The organism is Cognatiluteimonas lumbrici (assembly GCF_006476065.1).
In the GTDB taxonomy this organism is placed as follows: Bacteria; Pseudomonadota; Gammaproteobacteria; order Xanthomonadales; family Xanthomonadaceae; genus Cognatiluteimonas; species Cognatiluteimonas lumbrici.
Map to the genome: position 1 here is coordinate 2217628 of NZ_ML636798.1, position 14148 is coordinate 2231775.

The 14148-nt window shown below is 70.1% G+C and carries 19 protein-coding genes; 13 read left to right on the top strand and 6 right to left on the bottom strand.

All coding sequences use genetic code 11. The features are described from left to right. The first annotated feature begins 3 nt into the window (after window positions 1-3). Entirely contained in the window at window positions 4-918 is a 915-nt protein-coding gene (locus E4F25_RS10730) for an ABC transporter ATP-binding protein (protein ID WP_140910423.1), read from the top strand. Next, the gene (locus E4F25_RS10735) at window positions 915-2024 is read left to right on the top strand and encodes an ABC transporter permease (protein ID WP_140910127.1); all 1110 of its coding nucleotides are present in this window, start codon (window positions 915-917) and stop codon (window positions 2022-2024) included. The genes E4F25_RS10730 and E4F25_RS10735 overlap by 4 nt, the downstream gene beginning before the upstream one ends. An 18-nt stretch (window positions 2025-2042) precedes the next feature. Here E4F25_RS10735 and E4F25_RS11490 read toward each other — a convergent pair whose 3' ends face one another. Next, on the bottom strand, window positions 2043-2183 hold the full coding sequence (locus E4F25_RS11490) for a hypothetical protein (RefSeq protein WP_181168267.1): 141 nt from the start codon (window positions 2181-2183) through the stop codon (window positions 2043-2045). Between the two features lie 17 nt (window positions 2184-2200). Next, window positions 2201-3616: a tRNA (N6-isopentenyl adenosine(37)-C2)-methylthiotransferase MiaB gene (miaB, locus tag E4F25_RS10740; RefSeq protein WP_140910128.1), complete on the bottom strand. Its 1416-nt coding sequence runs from the start codon at window positions 3614-3616 to the stop codon at window positions 2201-2203. A 179-nt stretch (window positions 3617-3795) separates the two neighbouring features. Between miaB and E4F25_RS10745 the strand changes: the two genes are divergently transcribed. The 6 genes from E4F25_RS10745 (at window position 3796) to E4F25_RS10770 (ending at window position 8517) form a co-directional block, all read left to right on the top strand. Continuing rightward, window positions 3796-4584: a lytic transglycosylase domain-containing protein gene (locus E4F25_RS10745; protein WP_140910129.1), complete on the top strand. Its 789-nt coding sequence runs from the start codon at window positions 3796-3798 to the stop codon at window positions 4582-4584. A gap of 101 nt (window positions 4585-4685) precedes the next feature. After that, complete coding sequence (gene petA / locus E4F25_RS10750) at window positions 4686-5300, top strand: ubiquinol-cytochrome c reductase iron-sulfur subunit (RefSeq protein ID WP_140910130.1); 615 nt, start codon at window positions 4686-4688, stop codon at window positions 5298-5300. A 3-nt stretch (window positions 5301-5303) separates the two neighbouring features. Next, window positions 5304-6575, top strand: coding sequence for a cytochrome b (locus tag E4F25_RS10755; RefSeq protein WP_140910131.1), 1272 nt, complete (start codon window positions 5304-5306; stop codon window positions 6573-6575). Beyond that, entirely contained in the window at window positions 6568-7308 is a 741-nt protein-coding gene (locus tag E4F25_RS10760; protein WP_140910132.1) for a cytochrome c1, read from the top strand. The genes E4F25_RS10755 and E4F25_RS10760 overlap by 8 nt, the downstream gene beginning before the upstream one ends. 107 nt (window positions 7309-7415) lie before the next feature. Beyond that, the gene (locus E4F25_RS10765; RefSeq protein ID WP_140910424.1) at window positions 7416-8051 is read left to right on the top strand and encodes a glutathione S-transferase N-terminal domain-containing protein; all 636 of its coding nucleotides are present in this window, start codon (window positions 7416-7418) and stop codon (window positions 8049-8051) included. Between the two features lie 10 nt (window positions 8052-8061). Continuing rightward, window positions 8062-8517, top strand: a complete 456-nt coding sequence (locus E4F25_RS10770; RefSeq protein ID WP_140910133.1) for a ClpXP protease specificity-enhancing factor — start codon at window positions 8062-8064, stop codon at window positions 8515-8517. Here the strand turns inward: E4F25_RS10770 and E4F25_RS10775 are convergent. From E4F25_RS10775 to E4F25_RS10785, 3 genes are read right to left on the bottom strand one after another with little or no spacing between them, the layout of a single operon-like run. Next, window positions 8510-8824 carry a DUF3301 domain-containing protein gene (locus tag E4F25_RS10775; protein WP_140910134.1) on the bottom strand — a complete coding sequence of 105 codons (315 nt, stop codon included), beginning with the start codon at window positions 8822-8824 and terminating at the stop codon, window positions 8510-8512. The genes E4F25_RS10770 and E4F25_RS10775 overlap by 8 nt on opposite strands. A gap of 1 nt (window position 8825) precedes the next feature. Then, the gene (gene nadC, locus E4F25_RS10780; protein ID WP_140910135.1) at window positions 8826-9695 is read right to left on the bottom strand and encodes a carboxylating nicotinate-nucleotide diphosphorylase; all 870 of its coding nucleotides are present in this window, start codon (window positions 9693-9695) and stop codon (window positions 8826-8828) included. Beyond that, window positions 9692-9961, bottom strand: coding sequence for a Trm112 family protein (locus E4F25_RS10785; RefSeq protein ID WP_140910136.1), 270 nt, complete (start codon window positions 9959-9961; stop codon window positions 9692-9694). Before E4F25_RS10785 ends, nadC begins: the two co-directional genes overlap by 4 nt. 64 nt (window positions 9962-10025) lie before the next feature. Between E4F25_RS10785 and purE the strand changes: the two genes are divergently transcribed. After that, complete coding sequence (gene purE / locus E4F25_RS10790; RefSeq protein WP_140910137.1) at window positions 10026-10517, top strand: 5-(carboxyamino)imidazole ribonucleotide mutase; 492 nt, start codon at window positions 10026-10028, stop codon at window positions 10515-10517. Beyond that, the gene (locus tag E4F25_RS10795; protein WP_140910138.1) at window positions 10517-11671 is read left to right on the top strand and encodes a 5-(carboxyamino)imidazole ribonucleotide synthase; all 1155 of its coding nucleotides are present in this window, start codon (window positions 10517-10519) and stop codon (window positions 11669-11671) included. Before purE ends, E4F25_RS10795 begins: the two co-directional genes overlap by 1 nt. Window positions 11672-11729: 58 nt before the next feature. Here the strand turns inward: E4F25_RS10795 and E4F25_RS10800 are convergent, their stop codons facing one another. Continuing rightward, complete coding sequence (locus E4F25_RS10800) at window positions 11730-12308, bottom strand: superoxide dismutase (RefSeq protein WP_140910139.1); 579 nt, start codon at window positions 12306-12308, stop codon at window positions 11730-11732. A gap of 109 nt (window positions 12309-12417) precedes the next feature. Here E4F25_RS10800 and grxD point away from each other — a divergent pair, with 109 nt between their 5' ends. The 3 genes from grxD to E4F25_RS10815 are packed head-to-tail and all read left to right on the top strand — an operon-like array spanning window position 12418 to window position 14077. Continuing rightward, complete coding sequence (gene grxD, locus E4F25_RS10805) at window positions 12418-12738, top strand: Grx4 family monothiol glutaredoxin (RefSeq protein ID WP_140910140.1); 321 nt, start codon at window positions 12418-12420, stop codon at window positions 12736-12738. Then, window positions 12735-13484 (top strand): SDR family NAD(P)-dependent oxidoreductase, encoded by a 750-nt coding sequence (locus E4F25_RS10810; protein ID WP_246069859.1) that lies wholly within the window; start codon window positions 12735-12737, stop codon window positions 13482-13484. The genes grxD and E4F25_RS10810 overlap by 4 nt, the downstream gene beginning before the upstream one ends. Continuing rightward, window positions 13481-14077 (top strand): YhgN family NAAT transporter, encoded by a 597-nt coding sequence (locus E4F25_RS10815; RefSeq protein WP_140910141.1) that lies wholly within the window; start codon window positions 13481-13483, stop codon window positions 14075-14077. The genes E4F25_RS10810 and E4F25_RS10815 overlap by 4 nt, the downstream gene beginning before the upstream one ends. Window positions 14078-14148: the final 71 nt, after the last annotated feature.

Here is a 14148-nt window from a genome sequence, read left to right on the forward strand (position 1 = left end):
GCGATCCGCGCGCGGGGACTCACCCGGCGCTTCGGCGACCTAGTCGCGGTGGACCACGTGGACCTGGACGTGCCGCAGGCCAGCGTGTTCGGCTTCCTCGGCCCGAACGGCTCCGGCAAGTCCACCACCATCCGCATGCTGTGCGGCCTGCTCACGCCGACGGCCGGCGACATCGAGGTGCTCGGCCTGCGCATCCCGGAGCAGGCCGAGGCGTTGCGCAGCCGCACCGGCTACATGACCCAGCGCTTCTCGCTGTTCGAGGACCTCACGGTGCGCGAGAACCTGGAGTTCCTCGTGGCGGTCCAGGGCGTGCCCAAGGCGCGGGCCGCGGCGCGGGTGGACGCGCTGGTCGAACAGTACGAGTTCGGCGCCAACCAGCGGCAGCTCGCCGGCACCCTCAGCGGCGGGCAGAAGCAGCGGCTCGCGCTGGCCGGCGCGGTGGTGCACGAACCGGAACTGCTGTTCCTCGACGAGCCCACCAGCGCGGTCGATCCGGAGTCGCGGCGCGGGTTCTGGGACAAGCTGTTCGCGCTCGCCGACGCCGGCACCACGGTGCTGGTCTCCACCCACCTGATGGACGAAGCCGAGCGCTGCCACGAGCTGGCGATCCTCGACCAGGGCGCGCTGGTCGCCCACGGCACGCCGGGCGCCCTGACCGGCGCGCTGGCCGGCCGCAGCTTCGAGGTGGACACGCCGCGGCCGCGACGCGCGCAGGAAGCGCTGCACGGGCTGGACGGCGTGCTCGGCGTCGCCCAGGTCGGTACCCGGCTGCGCGTGCTCACCGATCCGGGCCTCGACGGCGACGCCGCGCTGCAGCGGCTGCGCCAGGCGCTGCCGGGCGAGGCCGACACGGTCGAGCCGGTGGCGCCGAACCTCGAGGACGTGTTCGTCGCCGCCACGCGCAAGGAGCCGGCGTGAGCCTGCGCCGGCTGTGGGCCCTGGTGCTGAAGGAGGTGCGGCAGCTGCGCCGGGACCGCATGACCCTGGGCATGATCCTGGGCATCCCGATGCTGCAGCTTGTGCTGTTCGGCTACGCCATCAACCTCAACCTGCGCGGGCTCGACGCCGCGGTGGCCGACCAGGCCAACACCGCCGGCTCGCGCGCGCTGGTGATGGACATGCTCGCCACCGGCGTGGTCACCCCGGTGGCCGAGGCGAAGACCCCGGCCGAGCTGATGGCGCTGCTGCGCGGCGGGCGGATCAGCGTCGGCATCGTGATCCCGCCCGACTTCGAACGCCGCCGCGTCGAGGGCCGCGAGCTCGCGCAGGTGCTGGTGGACGGCAGCGACACCGTGGTCCAGGACGCCGCGGTGCAGCTGGCGCAGGTACCGGTGGCGCCGGTGCCGCCGCGGCCGCCCGGCAGTGGCGAGATCCGCAGCGGCCCCGGCCAGGTCAGCGTGGTCGCGCTGTACAACCCGGAGCGGCGCTCCGCGGTCAACATCGTGCCGGGCCTGATCGGCGTGATCCTGACCATGACGATGGTGATGTTCACCGCGGTGGCGATCGTGCGCGAGCGCGAGCGCGGCAACATCGAGCTGCTGATCGCGACTCCGATCAGCCGCACCGAGTTGATGGTCGGCAAGGTGCTGCCTTACATCGGCATCGGCCTGCTGCAGGTGACGGTGGTGCTGCTGCTCGGCCTGTGGTTGTTCCAGGTGCCGATCCGCGGCAGCGTGCTCGACGTCTACCTGGCGTCGGGACTGCTGATCCTGGCCAGCCTCACCCTGGGCCTGCTGATCTCGACACGCGCGCGCACCCAGTTCCAGTCCACCCAGCTCACGATGTTCGTGTTCCTGCCGTCGCTGCTGCTGTCCGGCTTCATGTTCCCGTTCGCGGGCATGCCGAAGCTCGCGCAGTGGATCGCGGAGCTGCTGCCGCTGACCCACTTCCTGCGCCTGATCCGCGGCGTGATGCTGCGGGGTGCGGGGCTGGCCGAGATGTGGCCGGAGGTGCTGGCGCTGCTGGCCTTCACCGTGGTGATGATGCTGCTGGCGATCTCGCAGTTCCGGAAGCGGCTGGATTGACGCGCCTGGACTGACGCCTCAGCGCCGCCCGCGCCGGTGCTTGCCGTAGGAGTACAGCGCGCTCAGCAGGAACAGCGTCGCCAGGCCGGGCCACAGCCACTGCGGCAGCAGGTTCCAGTTGGGGTTGTCGACCCGGATGAGCCCGGCGTGGGCGCACATCGCCCCGGCTGCCAGGATCAGGTCGAAACAGGCAGCGTGGAGGTGTCGGTTCGGATGTTTTCCTGAGGAGAGCATGTCGCCCGTCCGCGCAGCGAGTTGGAGAGTGCTGCAGTAATTACCACATCCACGAAACCGCCGATCCAACTGGTCGACCCCGGAAAGTTGACCTGCTTCATGTTTTCGGTTTTTCCGGTGAGTTCCCGGGGGTCCTTGCGCGACGGACCTTCCACCAGCACGCGCTGGACGCTGCCGACCATGGCCCCGGAGATCGCCGCCGCCTGGGCGTTGATCCGCGCCTGCAGGCGTTCCAGGCGCTGGTGCTTGACCGCCATCGGGGTGTCGTCCTCGAGGTCGGCCGCGGGCGTGCCCGGGCGGCGCGAGTAGATGAAGGAGAACGACTGGTCGAAGCCGACGTCCTCGATCAGCTTCATGGTCTTCTCGAAATCGGCGTCGGTCTCGCCGGGGAAGCCGACGATGAAATCCGAGCTGATCGAGATCCCGGGTCGCACCGCGCGCAGCTTGCGGATCTTCTGCTTGAACTCGAGCGCGGTGTAGCCGCGCTTCATCGCCGCCAGCACCCGGTCGCTGCCCGACTGCACCGGCAGGTGCAGGTAGTTGGCGAGCTTGGGCACGTCGCGGTAGGCCTCGACCAGCGAGTCGGAGAACTCAAGCGGGTGCGAGGTCGTGAAGCGGATGCGGTCGATGCCGTCGATCTCCGCGATCGCGCGGATCAGCAGCGCGAGGTCGGCGGTGCCGGCGTCGCTGCCGTCGGCGTCCAGCATCGGGCCGCGGTAGGCGTTGACGTTCTGGCCCAGCAGGTTGACCTCGCGCACGCCCTGCGCGGCGAGCTGCGCCACTTCCACCAGCACGTCCTCGAACGGGCGGCTGATTTCCTCGCCGCGGGTGTAGGGCACGACGCAGAACGAGCAGTACTTGGAACAGCCCTCCATGATCGACACGAAGGCCACCGGGCCCTCGGCGCGCGGCTCGGGCAGGCGGTCGAACTTCTCGATCTCGGGGAAGCTGATGTCCACCTGCGGCTGGCCGGAGGCGCGGCGCTCGCGGATCAGCTCGGGCAGGCGGTGCAGGGTCTGCGGGCCGAACACCAGGTCCACGAACGGCGCCCGCTTGACGATCGCCGCGCCCTCCTGGGAGGCCACGCAGCCGCCCACGCCGATCAGCACCGGGCGGTCGCCCTGCTTCAGCGCCCGCCAGCGCCCGAGCTGGCTGAAGACCTTCTCCTGGGCCTTCTCGCGGATCGAGCAGGTGTTGACCAGGATGACGTCGGCCTCGGCCGGGTCGTCGGTCAGTTCCAGCCCGTCGGAGGCGGCGAGCACGTCGGCCATCCGCGACGAGTCGTACTCGTTCATCTGGCAGCCGTGGGTCTGGATGTAGAGCTTGCCGGCGCGGGGCGCGGCGGTATCGGTGGTCATCGGGCTGGGTCCGGGTGGGCGGCGGTGACTCCGCGCCGGGGGCGGAAGTGTACGCGCGGGCCTCCCCCGGGCACCAATTTGCAATTCCTTGCACCCCGTCACACGCAGGGCTGAACCTCGCCTTGTTCAGCAAAATCAGGGACTTGTCATCGGGATGTGACGGGCCCACACTGAACCTCATGAACAGGGGGATCCTCACGCTCGTCGCCATCGCCTGCCTGGGCCTGGCCGCGCCCGCCGCGGCGGGGAGCCTGTTCCGTTGCGACGCGCCGGACGGCACCCGCAGCTATTCGAGCACCAAGGTCCCCGGCGCCAGCTGCTCGGCGATGGATGCCGGGGCCTCCAGCGGCGGAGGCGGCAGTACCTCGTCGGCTGCCGCCTCCGGCCCGCGCCGGGTCTCCGGCCAGGTCTACGCCTACGTCGAGAACGGGGTCCGCCACTACAGCAGCACCCGCCCGCGGGGTGGGTCCGCCTCGGCGCTGGAGACCATCCGCTACAGCTACATGGAAACCTGCTACGCCTGCGCCGCCCGGCCCGGCGTGGATTTCGCGCGGGTGCGCCTGAACACCACCGCGTTCGACAAGGAGATCGCCTCGGCCGCCAGCCGCTACGGGGTCGACGAAGCCATCGTGCGGGCGATCATCCACGCCGAGTCCTCGTTCAACCCGAAGGCCCGCTCGCGGGTGGGTGCGCAGGGGCTGATGCAGCTGATGCCTGCCACCGCGCAACGCTTCGGGGTCGAGGACGCCTACGAGCCGGAGCAGAACATCCGCGGCGGCGTGCAGTACCTGGCGTGGCTGCTCAAGCGCTTCGACGGCGACCTGACCCTGGCCGCGGCCGGCTACAACGCCGGCGAGGGCGCGGTGGCCAAGTACAAGGGCGTTCCGCCGTACGCCGAGACCCGGCGCTACGTCGAGCGCGTCGGGGTGCTGGCCGATCGTTACCGCGGGCTGCTCGCCGCGCGCTGAGCCGCGCCCGCACGCCCCGGAGGGCTGGGGCGGATTGTCGGCTCGATTCACGTTCCGTTACAATTCCCGGTCTTTGCGATCGAGTCATAGCGGAGTGCCTGATGGGCAATGATGGGGTCGACGAACGTCCGGAGAGCCTTGGCAGGCGCCGGTTCCTGACCGCGACCACGGCCGTGGTCGGCGCGGTCGGCGCGGGCTTCGCTGCCGTGCCGTTCATCAAGTCGTGGAATCCGAGCGCGCGGGCCAAGCTGGCTGGCGCCCCCGTGATCCAGGACATCGGCGCGCTGCCCCCGGGGCAGCAGCTCACGCTCAAGTGGCGCGGGCAGCCGATCTACGTGGCGCACCGGACCCCGGCGATGCTCGAGCAGCTGCCGAAGATGCAGCCGCTGCTGGCCGACCCGAACTCGGACAACACCGACCAGCAGCCCGAGTACGCGCGCAACGAGTGGCGCTCGATCAAGCCGGAGTACCTGGTGCTGGTCGCGGTCTGCACCCACCTGGGCTGCGCCCCGGAGTTCATCCCCGAGCTCAAGCCGCAGCCGTTCGACCCGGACTGGAAGGGCGGCTACTTCTGCCCCTGCCACAAGTCGCGCTACGACCTTGCCGGCCGCGTGTACTCGGCCCAGCCGGCCCCGGCCAACCTGCCGGTGCCGCCGTACCACTTCGAGAACGACACCACGGTCGTGATCGGCGTCGATCCGCAGGGGGCAGCGTAAGCCATGGCCAACATCCTCACGCGCACCACCAACAACGTCATGGACTGGGTCAACGCCCGGGCACCCGGCATGATGCCGGTGTACCGGAAGCACATGACCGAGTACTACGCGCCGAAGAACTTCAACGTCTGGTACTACTTCGGCTCGCTGGCGCTGCTGGTGCTGGTCAACCAGATCCTGACCGGCATCTTCCTGACGATGCACTTCAAGCCGAGCGCGGCGGAAGCCTTCAGCTCGGTCGAGTACATCATGCGCGACGTCGAGTGGGGCTGGCTGATCCGCTACATGCACAGCACCGGCGCCTCGCTGTTCTTCGTGGTCGTCTACCTGCACATGTTCCGCGGGCTGATGTACGGCTCCTACCGCAAGCCGCGCGAGCTGGTGTGGCTGATCGGCATGCTGCTCTACCTGGTGCTGATGGCCGAGGCCTTCATGGGCTACGTGCTGCCGTGGGGCCAGATGTCGTTCTGGGGCGCCAAGGTGATCATCAACCTGTTCGGCGCGATCCCGGTCATCGGCACCGGCCTGACCGAGTGGATCATGGGCGACTTCATCCCGTCCGACGCCACCCTCAACCGCTTCTTCGCGCTGCACGTGATCGCGCTGCCGCTGGTGCTGCTGCTGCTGGTGGTCCTGCACCTGGGCGCGCTGCACGAGGTTGGGTCCAACAACCCCGACGGCGTGGACATCAAGAAGGGCCCGAAGGGCAACCGCTGGTCGCCGACCGCGCCGGCCGACGGCATTCCGTTCCACCCGTACTACACGGTCAAGGACCTGGTCGGCGTCGGCTTCTTCCTGATGCTGGCGGCCTTCATCATCTTCTTCGCGCCGACCTTCGGCGGCTGGTTCCTCGAGCACGACAACTTCACCGAGGCCAACCCGCTGGTCACGCCCGAGCACATCAAGCCGGTGTGGTACTTCACCCCGTACTACGCGATGCTGCGGGTGGTGCCGTCGTTCCTCGGCAGCCAGATCTGGGGCGTGCTGGTGATGTTCGGCGCCATCGTGCTGCTGTTCCTGGTGCCCTGGCTGGACAAGAGCCCGGTCAAGTCCTACCGCTACCGCGGCTGGCTGTCGTGGGTGATGATGGCGGTGTTCGTGGTCTCGTTCCTGTGGCTGATGAAGATCGGCGCGGGCCCGGGCACGGATCCGGTGGAGACGATCATCGGCCGCATCCTGACCTTCCTCTACTACGCCTTCTTCATCACCATGCCGCTGTGGACCAGGATGGACCGGACGAAGCAGGTGCCGGAACGGGTGACCATGCATGACTAAGTTCAAGCTCTTCCTGCCGGTCGCGCTGCTGGCCGGCTTCGCCGCCGCGCCCGCGCTCGCCGCCGGGCCCGGCGAACTGCCGCACGCCGGCGTCGACCTCGACGACCAGGCCTCGCTGCAGCGTGGCGCCAAGCTGTACATGAACTACTGCTCGGGCTGCCATTCGCTCAAGTACCTGCGCTACTCGCGCATGGCCGAGGACCTCGGCCTGACCGAGGACCAGGTGCAGGCCAACCTCAACTTCATCGGCGCCAAGCCGGGCGAGCAGGTCAACGTCGCGATGGCGGTCGAGGACGGCGAACGGTTCTTCGGCAAGATGCCGCCGGACCTGAGCGTCATCTCGCGCGTGCGCGGCAGCAACTGGATCGCGGCCTACCTGAAGTCCTTCTACCTGGACGAGACCCGCCCGGTCGGCTGGAACAACACCGTGTTCCCGAACGCCTCCATGCCCAACGTGCTGTGGGAGATGCAGGGCCTGCAGCACGCCGAGTACGGGGCCGCGGACGCCGGTGGCGAACGCCCGGTCGAGAAGCTGGTGCTGGCGCAGGCCGGCACGCAGACGCCGGAGCAGTTCGACCAGACCGTGCGCGACATCACTGCTTTCCTCGAGTACGCCGGCGAGCCGGCCGCCCTGAAGCGCCAGAAGGTGGGCGTGTGGGTGGTGCTGTTCCTGGCGTTCTTCACGTTCCTCGCCTGGCTGTTGAAGAAGGAATACTGGCGCGACGTGCACTGAGAAACGTCCACGGAAAAGCGTGGCCGGGGGAAACCGGGCGACCGCCTGCACGGGGCAGGCGGCGCCAGAGCGACCGGCGGTCACCGGTCGACCGGAGATTGCCAATGATGGCGACGAGCCTGCGCATGCGTAATGCACTGACCCTGTTTTCTTCCGTCGACGATGTCCTCTGCCACCGGGTGCGCCTGGTGCTGGCCGCCAAGGGCGTGACCTACGACCTGATCCCGGTCGATCCGCAGAACCCTCCGGAAGACCTCATCGACCTCAACCCGTACCACTCGGTGCCGACCCTGGTCGAGCGCGAGCTGGTGCTGTACGCGGCCTCGGTGGTCAGCGAGTACCTGGACGAGCGCTATCCGCATCCGCCGCTGATGCCGGTGGACCCGCTGTCGCGCGCGCGCCTGCGCCTGGCCATGCTGCGCATCGAGCACGACTGGGTGCCGCAGGTGCAGGCGATCCAGCTGGGCAACAAGCAGCAGGCCGACGCCGGGCGCAAGCGCCTGAAGGAACTGCTGACGGCCTCGATCCCGCTGTTTAAGGCCAGCAAGTTCTTCCTCAACCCGGAAATGAGCCTGGCCGACTGCGCGATGGCGCCGATCATCTGGCGCCTGGACGCGCTCGGCGTCGGCCTGCCGAAGGACGGCAAGGTGATCGAGGACTACGGCAACCGCATCTTCCGCAACCCCGGATTCGCGCGCAGCCTCACCGCGCAGGAACGCAACCTGCGTCCGCTGCCGGAATGACTGCCCGCGGATGAGCGAAGACACGCCGAGGATGACCAGCCACCGCCCGTACCTGCTGCGGGCGTTGTACGAGTGGATCGCCGACAACGACATGACCCCGCACCTGCTGGTGGACGCCACCCGTCCGGGCGTGCGGGTGCCGGCGCACGTGGTCAACGACGGCAAGGTGGTGCTCAACATCGCCGCGCGCGCGGTCGGCCACCTGGACATGGACAACGACGCGGTGGCGTTCACCGCACGCTTCGGCGGCGTCAGCCACGCGGTGATCGTGCCGATGGACGCGGTGCTGGCGATCTACGCGCGCGAAACCGGCCAGGGCATGGCCTTGCCCGAAGAGGGCAGGGCGGAACCGCCCGGTCCGCACGACGAACCGCCCGGCCAGGACGGCCCTGACGACGGCGGCGGCGACGACGGCGGGGACACGCCTACGCCGCCGAAGCGCGGCCACCTACGCGTGGTCAAATAGCGGTCCTGCGCGTCGGGCCGACGAAGCCCACCAGCTTGCCGCCGCGCAGCACCAGCCGGCCCACGTGCCGGTCCTCGCCGTCCTCGGAATACTCGAACCGGAACGTGCGCTCCAGCCCGAAGCGTCCGTCGTCGCCGCGGCCCAGGCGCAGCCCGGTGGCGTGCACCGACTGGTCCAGCCACTGCACCCCGCTCGCCCGGCACGCGTTGCGGCCGACTTCCTCGGCGCGCTCGGCCGCGGCGCGCGAGGCGCTGAACCAGGCGAACCCGAGCACGCCCGCCACCATCAGCCAGAACAGGGTCGCCATCTCATTCCCCCGGTGGCGTGCCGAGCTTGAGCGACAGGTCCACGGCGCGCACGTGCTTGGTCAGGCCGCCGATGGAGATGCAGTCCACGCCGTCCTCCGCGATCCCGCGCAGCTGCTCGAGGTCCACGCCCCCGGACACCTCCAGGGGGATGCGTCCGTCGAACGGCGCGGCGTGCGCGATCCGCACCGCCTCGCGCCGGGTCGCGGCGTCGAAATCGTCGACCAGCACCCGGTCGCAGCCGGCTTCCAGCGCCTCGCGCAGTTGCGCCAGGGTCTCCACCTCGACCACCAGCGGCAGCGCCGGATGCTTGGTGCGGGCTGCAGCGATGGCGGCCGCGACCGAGCCGAACGCGCGCACGTGGTTCTCCTTCAGCATGACCGTGTCGTACAGGCCCATGCGGTGGTTGTCGCCGCCGCCCGCGCGGACCGCGTACTTCTGCGCCACCCGCAGGCCGGGCAGGGTCTTGCGGGTGTCCAGGATGCGCGCGCGCGTGCCGGCTACCGCGGCGACGTGAGCGGCGGTGGCGGTGGCGGTGCCGGACAGGGTCTGCAGGAAATTGAGCGAGGTGCGCTCGGCGGTGACCAGCGCGCGCCGGTTGCCGGCGAGCGTGGCCAGCACGGTGCCGGCCGCGACGCGCTCGCCTTCCTCCACGCGCCAGTCGATGCGTACCTCCGGATCGAGCGCGCGGTGGCAGGTGTCGAACCAGGGGCGCCCGCAGACCACCGCATCTTCCTTGCACAGCAGGTAGGCGGTGTCCGGGGTGTCGGGCAGCAGCGACGCGGTGACGTCGCCGCTGCCGATGTCCTCGATCAGGGCGCGGGCGACGTCGGCGTCGACCTGTTCGGCCGGCGGCGGGACGAGACTGCTCACGGGCGCGGGAAGTCCGCGACCTGGCCGGTGGCGATGGCCTCGTCGGCGAGCAGCACCGGGATCCCGTCCTCGACGCGATAGACGAGGCGGTGGTCGCGGGTCACCAGGGCCTCGCGCAACGGTTCGGACTGGGGGGTGTCGTCGGCGCGGCGCACGCCGCCGGCGGCGATCGCCTGGTTGAGCGCGTCGAGCCCGGCGCGCTCCAGCAGCGACAGCGGTTGCCGGGTGGCGGGGCAGGCGAGGATGTCGAGCAGCTTGCGGTCCATGGCGGATGCCCATGCGGGGGATGCGGCTAGAATACCGGTTTGCAGGGCAGCCTTCGGAGCAGCCATGGTCGCAAACCCGCTGGTCGGCATCGTCATGGGCTCGCGCTCGGACTGGGACACCATGCAGCATGCAGCCGCGCGGCTGGAGCAGCTCGGCATCGCGCACGAGGTGCGCGTGGTGTCGGCGCACCGCACCCCCGACGTGCTCTTCGACTACGCCGCCACCGCGCGCGCCCGCGGCCTGCGCGCGATCATCGCCGGTGCGGGCGGCGCCGCGCACCTGCCGGGCATGCTCGCCGCCAAGACCGAACTGCCGGTCCTCGGGGTGCCGGTGCGCAGCAAGGCGCTCAACGGCCTGGATTCGCTGCTGTCCATCGTGCAGATGCCCGCCGGGATCCCGGTGGCCACGTTCGCGATCGGGGAGGCCGGCGCCGCGAACGCCGCGCTGTTCGCCGCGGCCATGCTGGCCCGCGAAGAACCGGCCATCGCCAGCGCCCTGTCCGACTTCCGCGCGCGGCAGACCGCCGACGTGCTCGCCGCCGACGACCCCAGGTAGTGACCACCGTCGGCATCCTCGGAGGTGGGCAACTGGCCCGCATGCTCGCGCTTTCCGGCGCGCCTCTGGGGCTGCGCTTCCTGGTCATGGACACGTCGGCCGACGCCTGCGCCGGGCAGTGCGCGCCGATGGTGGTGGGCGACTACCGAGACCAGGACGCGCTGGCGGAGTTCGCCTCACGCATCGACATCGCCACCTTCGATTTCGAGAACGTGCCCGCCGACTCGGCACGCTGGCTGGCCGAACGCGTGCCGGTGTTCCCCAGCCCGCGCGCGCTGGCAACCGCGCAGGACCGGCTGGTCGAGAAGACGCTGTTCCGCGAGCTCGGCATCCCGGTGCCGGACTTCGTCCCGGTCGCCACCCGCGAGGAACTCGAGGCCGCGGTGGCCAGGATCGGCACGCCCTGCATCCTGAAGACCCGGCGGCTCGGCTACGACGGCAAGGGACAGTTCCGGATCAAGCGGGGAACGGTGGGCGACGGCGCGGGCGTGGATGACGCGTGGAACGCCCTGGGCGCGCAGGCCGCGACGGTCGGGTTGATCCTGGAGGCCTTCGTGCCGTTCGAGCGCGAACTCTCGGTGGTCGCGGTGCGCGGCCGCGACGGCGGGTTCCGGACCTGGCCGCTGACCGAGAACTGGCACGTGGACGGCGTGCTGTCGGCGAGCCTCGCGCCGGCACCCGCGGACGGCGGGCTCGTGCGCCAGGCCGTGGACCATGCCCGCCGCCTGGCCGAGGCGCTGGACTACGTCGGGGTGTTCGCGCTCGAACTGTTCCTGCGCGACGGCGTGCTGCTGGCCAACGAACTGGCGCCGCGGGTGCACAACTCCGGGCACTGGACCATCGAGGGCAGCGAGACCAGCCAGTTCCAGAACCACCTGCGTGCGGTGGCAGGCCTGCCGCTCGGCGATACCCGCATGCTCGGCCACGCCTGCATGCTCAACTGGATCGGCGAGATGCCGGACGGGGCGCCGGTGCTGCGCGAAGCGGGCGGCCACTGGCACGACTACGGCAAGGCGCCCCGCGAAGGCCGCAAGGTAGGCCACGCCACGCTGCGCGCGGACGACCGTCCGGCGCTGGCAGGGGCCCTGGAACGCGTCGGCGCCGCCCTGGGCCGCGAAACCCAGGTGGCGCCGGTGCTCGAGCGCCTTCTGTAGGAGCGGCGCTAGCGCCGCGACAAGTTCGCCGCCATGGCGGCTCCCACAGGCAGGTTCGTCAGCGCATGTTGCTGTTGACGAAGTCCCAGTTCACCACGTTCCAGAACTGCTCGACGTACTTCGGCCGCGCGTTGCGGTAGTCGATGTAGTACGCGTGCTCCCAGACGTCGCAGGTCAGCAGCGCGGTGTCGTCGCTGGCCATCGGGTTGACCGCGTTCGGCGTGCTCAGCAGCGCCACCGAGCCGTCGCCGCGCTGCACCAGCCAGGCCCAGCCGGAGCCGAAGGTCTTGACCGCGAGCTCGCTGAACTTCTCCTTGAAGGTGGCGAAGTCGCCGAAGGCCTTGTCGATCGCGTCGGCGACCTTGCCGGTCGGCTCGCCGCCGCCGTTGGGCGACATGCAGTTCCAGTAGAAGGTGTGGTTCCAGACCTGGGCGGCGTTGTTGTACATCGCGCCCTCGGACTTGCGGATGATCTCCTCCAGCGGCATCGACTCGAACTCGGTGCCCGCGATCATCTTGTTGAGGTTGTCCACGTAGGCCTTGTGGTGCTTGCCGTGGTGGAAGTCGAGGGTCTCGCCGGAGATGTGCGGCTCCAGGGCGGTGCGGTCGTAGGGCAGGGGAGGCAGTTCGATGGCCATCATGGACTCCTTGGCGATGAAGAGCGGCTTACAATGCCCTGATTCTACCCCCCACCCGGTGCAGGCAGCCGTCAAGCTGCCCGGCACGGAGCGTTGCAGGAGCGTGGTCATGCAGGTGTCCGAGCGGATCCAGCAGGAAATCGAATCCCACCCGGTCGTGCTTTTCATGAAGGGCACGCCGCAGTTCCCGATGTGCGGCTTCTCCAGCCGCACGGTGCAGGCGCTCAAGCAGGCCGGCGCCTCCGGCTTCCACACCGTCAACGTGCTCGAGGAGCCGGAGATCCGCGCCAACCTGCCGCGCTATTCCAACTGGCCGACCTTCCCGCAGTTGTTCATCAACGGCGAGCTGATCGGCGGCTGCGACATCACCCTCGAGCTGTTCGAGTCCGGCGAACTGGCGCGGATGCTGGCGGAGATCCAGCAGGCGTGAGCGGGGCCGGCGCGGGCACGCTGCTGGCCGGCCGGGTCGTGCTGGTGGCCGGCGCCCACGGCGGCCTCGGCAGCGAAGCCGCCAAGGCCTGCGCCAGGGCCGGCGCCACCGTCGTCCTGCTCGGGCGCAAGGTGCCCAGGCTCAACCGGATCCATGACGCCATCGCCGCCGGCGGCGGCCGGGCGCTGCTGTATCCGCTCGACCTCGAGGGCGCCGGCGCCGACGACTACGCCGAGATGGCCCAGCGCATCGGCGACGAGCTGGGCCGGCTCGACGGCGTGCTCCACTGCGCGGCCGAGTTCAAGGGCCTGACCCCGCTGCTGCACACCGACCCTGCGGATTTCGCGCGGGTGCTGCACGTCGGCGTCACCGCGCGCTGGTGGCTGACCCAGGCCTGCCTGCCGCTGCTGGCGGAATCCGACGCTGCCAGCGTGGTGTTCGCGATCGACGACCTGGCGCTCACCGGGCAGGCCTTCTGGGGCGCCTACGGCCTGGCCCAGCAGGCCATGGCCGCGCTGGTCCCGATGCTGCAGGCCGAGCTCGGCGACGCCGGCCCCCGCATCAGCGGCTTCCAGCCCGGCCCGATGCGCACCGCCCTGCGCGGCCGCGCCTTCATGGCCGACCAGGACCGTGACGCCCGCGACCCGGCCGTGTACGCGCCCGCGTGCGTCGAACTGCTGTCCCCGGCCGGCGCCGCCTGGCGCGGCCGTACCATGGTCGCAAGCCCCGAGCCGCGCCCCGCGTGACCATCACCTCCGCCGCCATCCTGCTGTTCCTGATCCTGGACCCGCTGGGCAACATCCCGGTGTTCCTGAGCCTGCTCCGGGGCATGCCGCCGCACCGCCAGCGCGTGGTGCTGGTCCGGGAGATGCTGATCGCCCTGGGCGTGCTGATGGCGTTCCTGTGGGGCGGCAAGTACGCGCTGGAACTGATGCACCTGCGCCAGGAATCGGTGTCCATCGCCGGCGGCATCGTGCTGTTCCTGATCGGCGTGCGCATGATCTTCCCGCCGCCCGAGGGCCTGCTGGGCGAGTTGCCGGGGGGCGAGCCCTTCATCGTGCCGATGGCGATCCCGCTGGTCGCCGGCCCCTCCGGCATGGCCGCGGTGATGCTGATGGGCAGCCAGGACCCGGGCCGCATGGGGGCCTGGAGCCTGGCCCTGCTGATCGCCTGGGCGGCGACCGCGGCAATCCTGTTCTCGGCCACCTACCTGTACAAGCTCCTGGGCGGCCGGGTGCTCTCGGCCATGGAGCGCCTGATGGGCATGGTGATCGTGGCGCTCTCTGTCCAGATGTTCCTGGACGGGATCTCGGCCTACCTCGGCCTCGGCGGGGCGTGACCGGCGTCAAGATCCTGTCATGATGGCCGGTTAGGGTGTTAAACTCACGTTAACCCCCGTGCGGTGTTCCG

Bases quoted from the DNA above. Each gene is read 5' to 3' on its own strand.
- E4F25_RS11490 (WP_181168267.1), bottom strand. From the start codon at position 2,183: ATGTGCGCCCACGCCGGGCTCATCCGGGTCGACAACCCCAACTGGAAC.
- purE (WP_140910137.1), top strand. From the start codon at position 10,026: ATGGTCGCAAACCCGCTGGTCGGCATCGTCATGGGCTCGCGCTCGGAC.
- petA (WP_140910130.1), top strand. From the start codon at position 4,686: ATGGGCAATGATGGGGTCGACGAACGTCCGGAGAGCCTTGGCAGGCGC.
- miaB (WP_140910128.1), bottom strand. From the start codon at position 3,616: ATGACCACCGATACCGCCGCGCCCCGCGCCGGCAAGCTCTACATCCAG.
- grxD (WP_140910140.1), top strand. From the start codon at position 12,418: ATGCAGGTGTCCGAGCGGATCCAGCAGGAAATCGAATCCCACCCGGTC.
- E4F25_RS10755 (WP_140910131.1), top strand. From the start codon at position 5,304: ATGGCCAACATCCTCACGCGCACCACCAACAACGTCATGGACTGGGTC.
- E4F25_RS10745 (WP_140910129.1), top strand. From the start codon at position 3,796: ATGAACAGGGGGATCCTCACGCTCGTCGCCATCGCCTGCCTGGGCCTG.
- E4F25_RS10770 (WP_140910133.1), top strand. From the start codon at position 8,062: ATGAGCGAAGACACGCCGAGGATGACCAGCCACCGCCCGTACCTGCTG.
- E4F25_RS10765 (WP_140910424.1), top strand. From the start codon at position 7,416: ATGGCGACGAGCCTGCGCATGCGTAATGCACTGACCCTGTTTTCTTCC.
- E4F25_RS10760 (WP_140910132.1), top strand. From the start codon at position 6,568: ATGACTAAGTTCAAGCTCTTCCTGCCGGTCGCGCTGCTGGCCGGCTTC.
- E4F25_RS10785 (WP_140910136.1), bottom strand. From the start codon at position 9,961: ATGGACCGCAAGCTGCTCGACATCCTCGCCTGCCCCGCCACCCGGCAA.
- E4F25_RS10800 (WP_140910139.1), bottom strand. From the start codon at position 12,308: ATGGCCATCGAACTGCCTCCCCTGCCCTACGACCGCACCGCCCTGGAG.
- E4F25_RS10775 (WP_140910134.1), bottom strand. From the start codon at position 8,824: ATGGCGACCCTGTTCTGGCTGATGGTGGCGGGCGTGCTCGGGTTCGCC.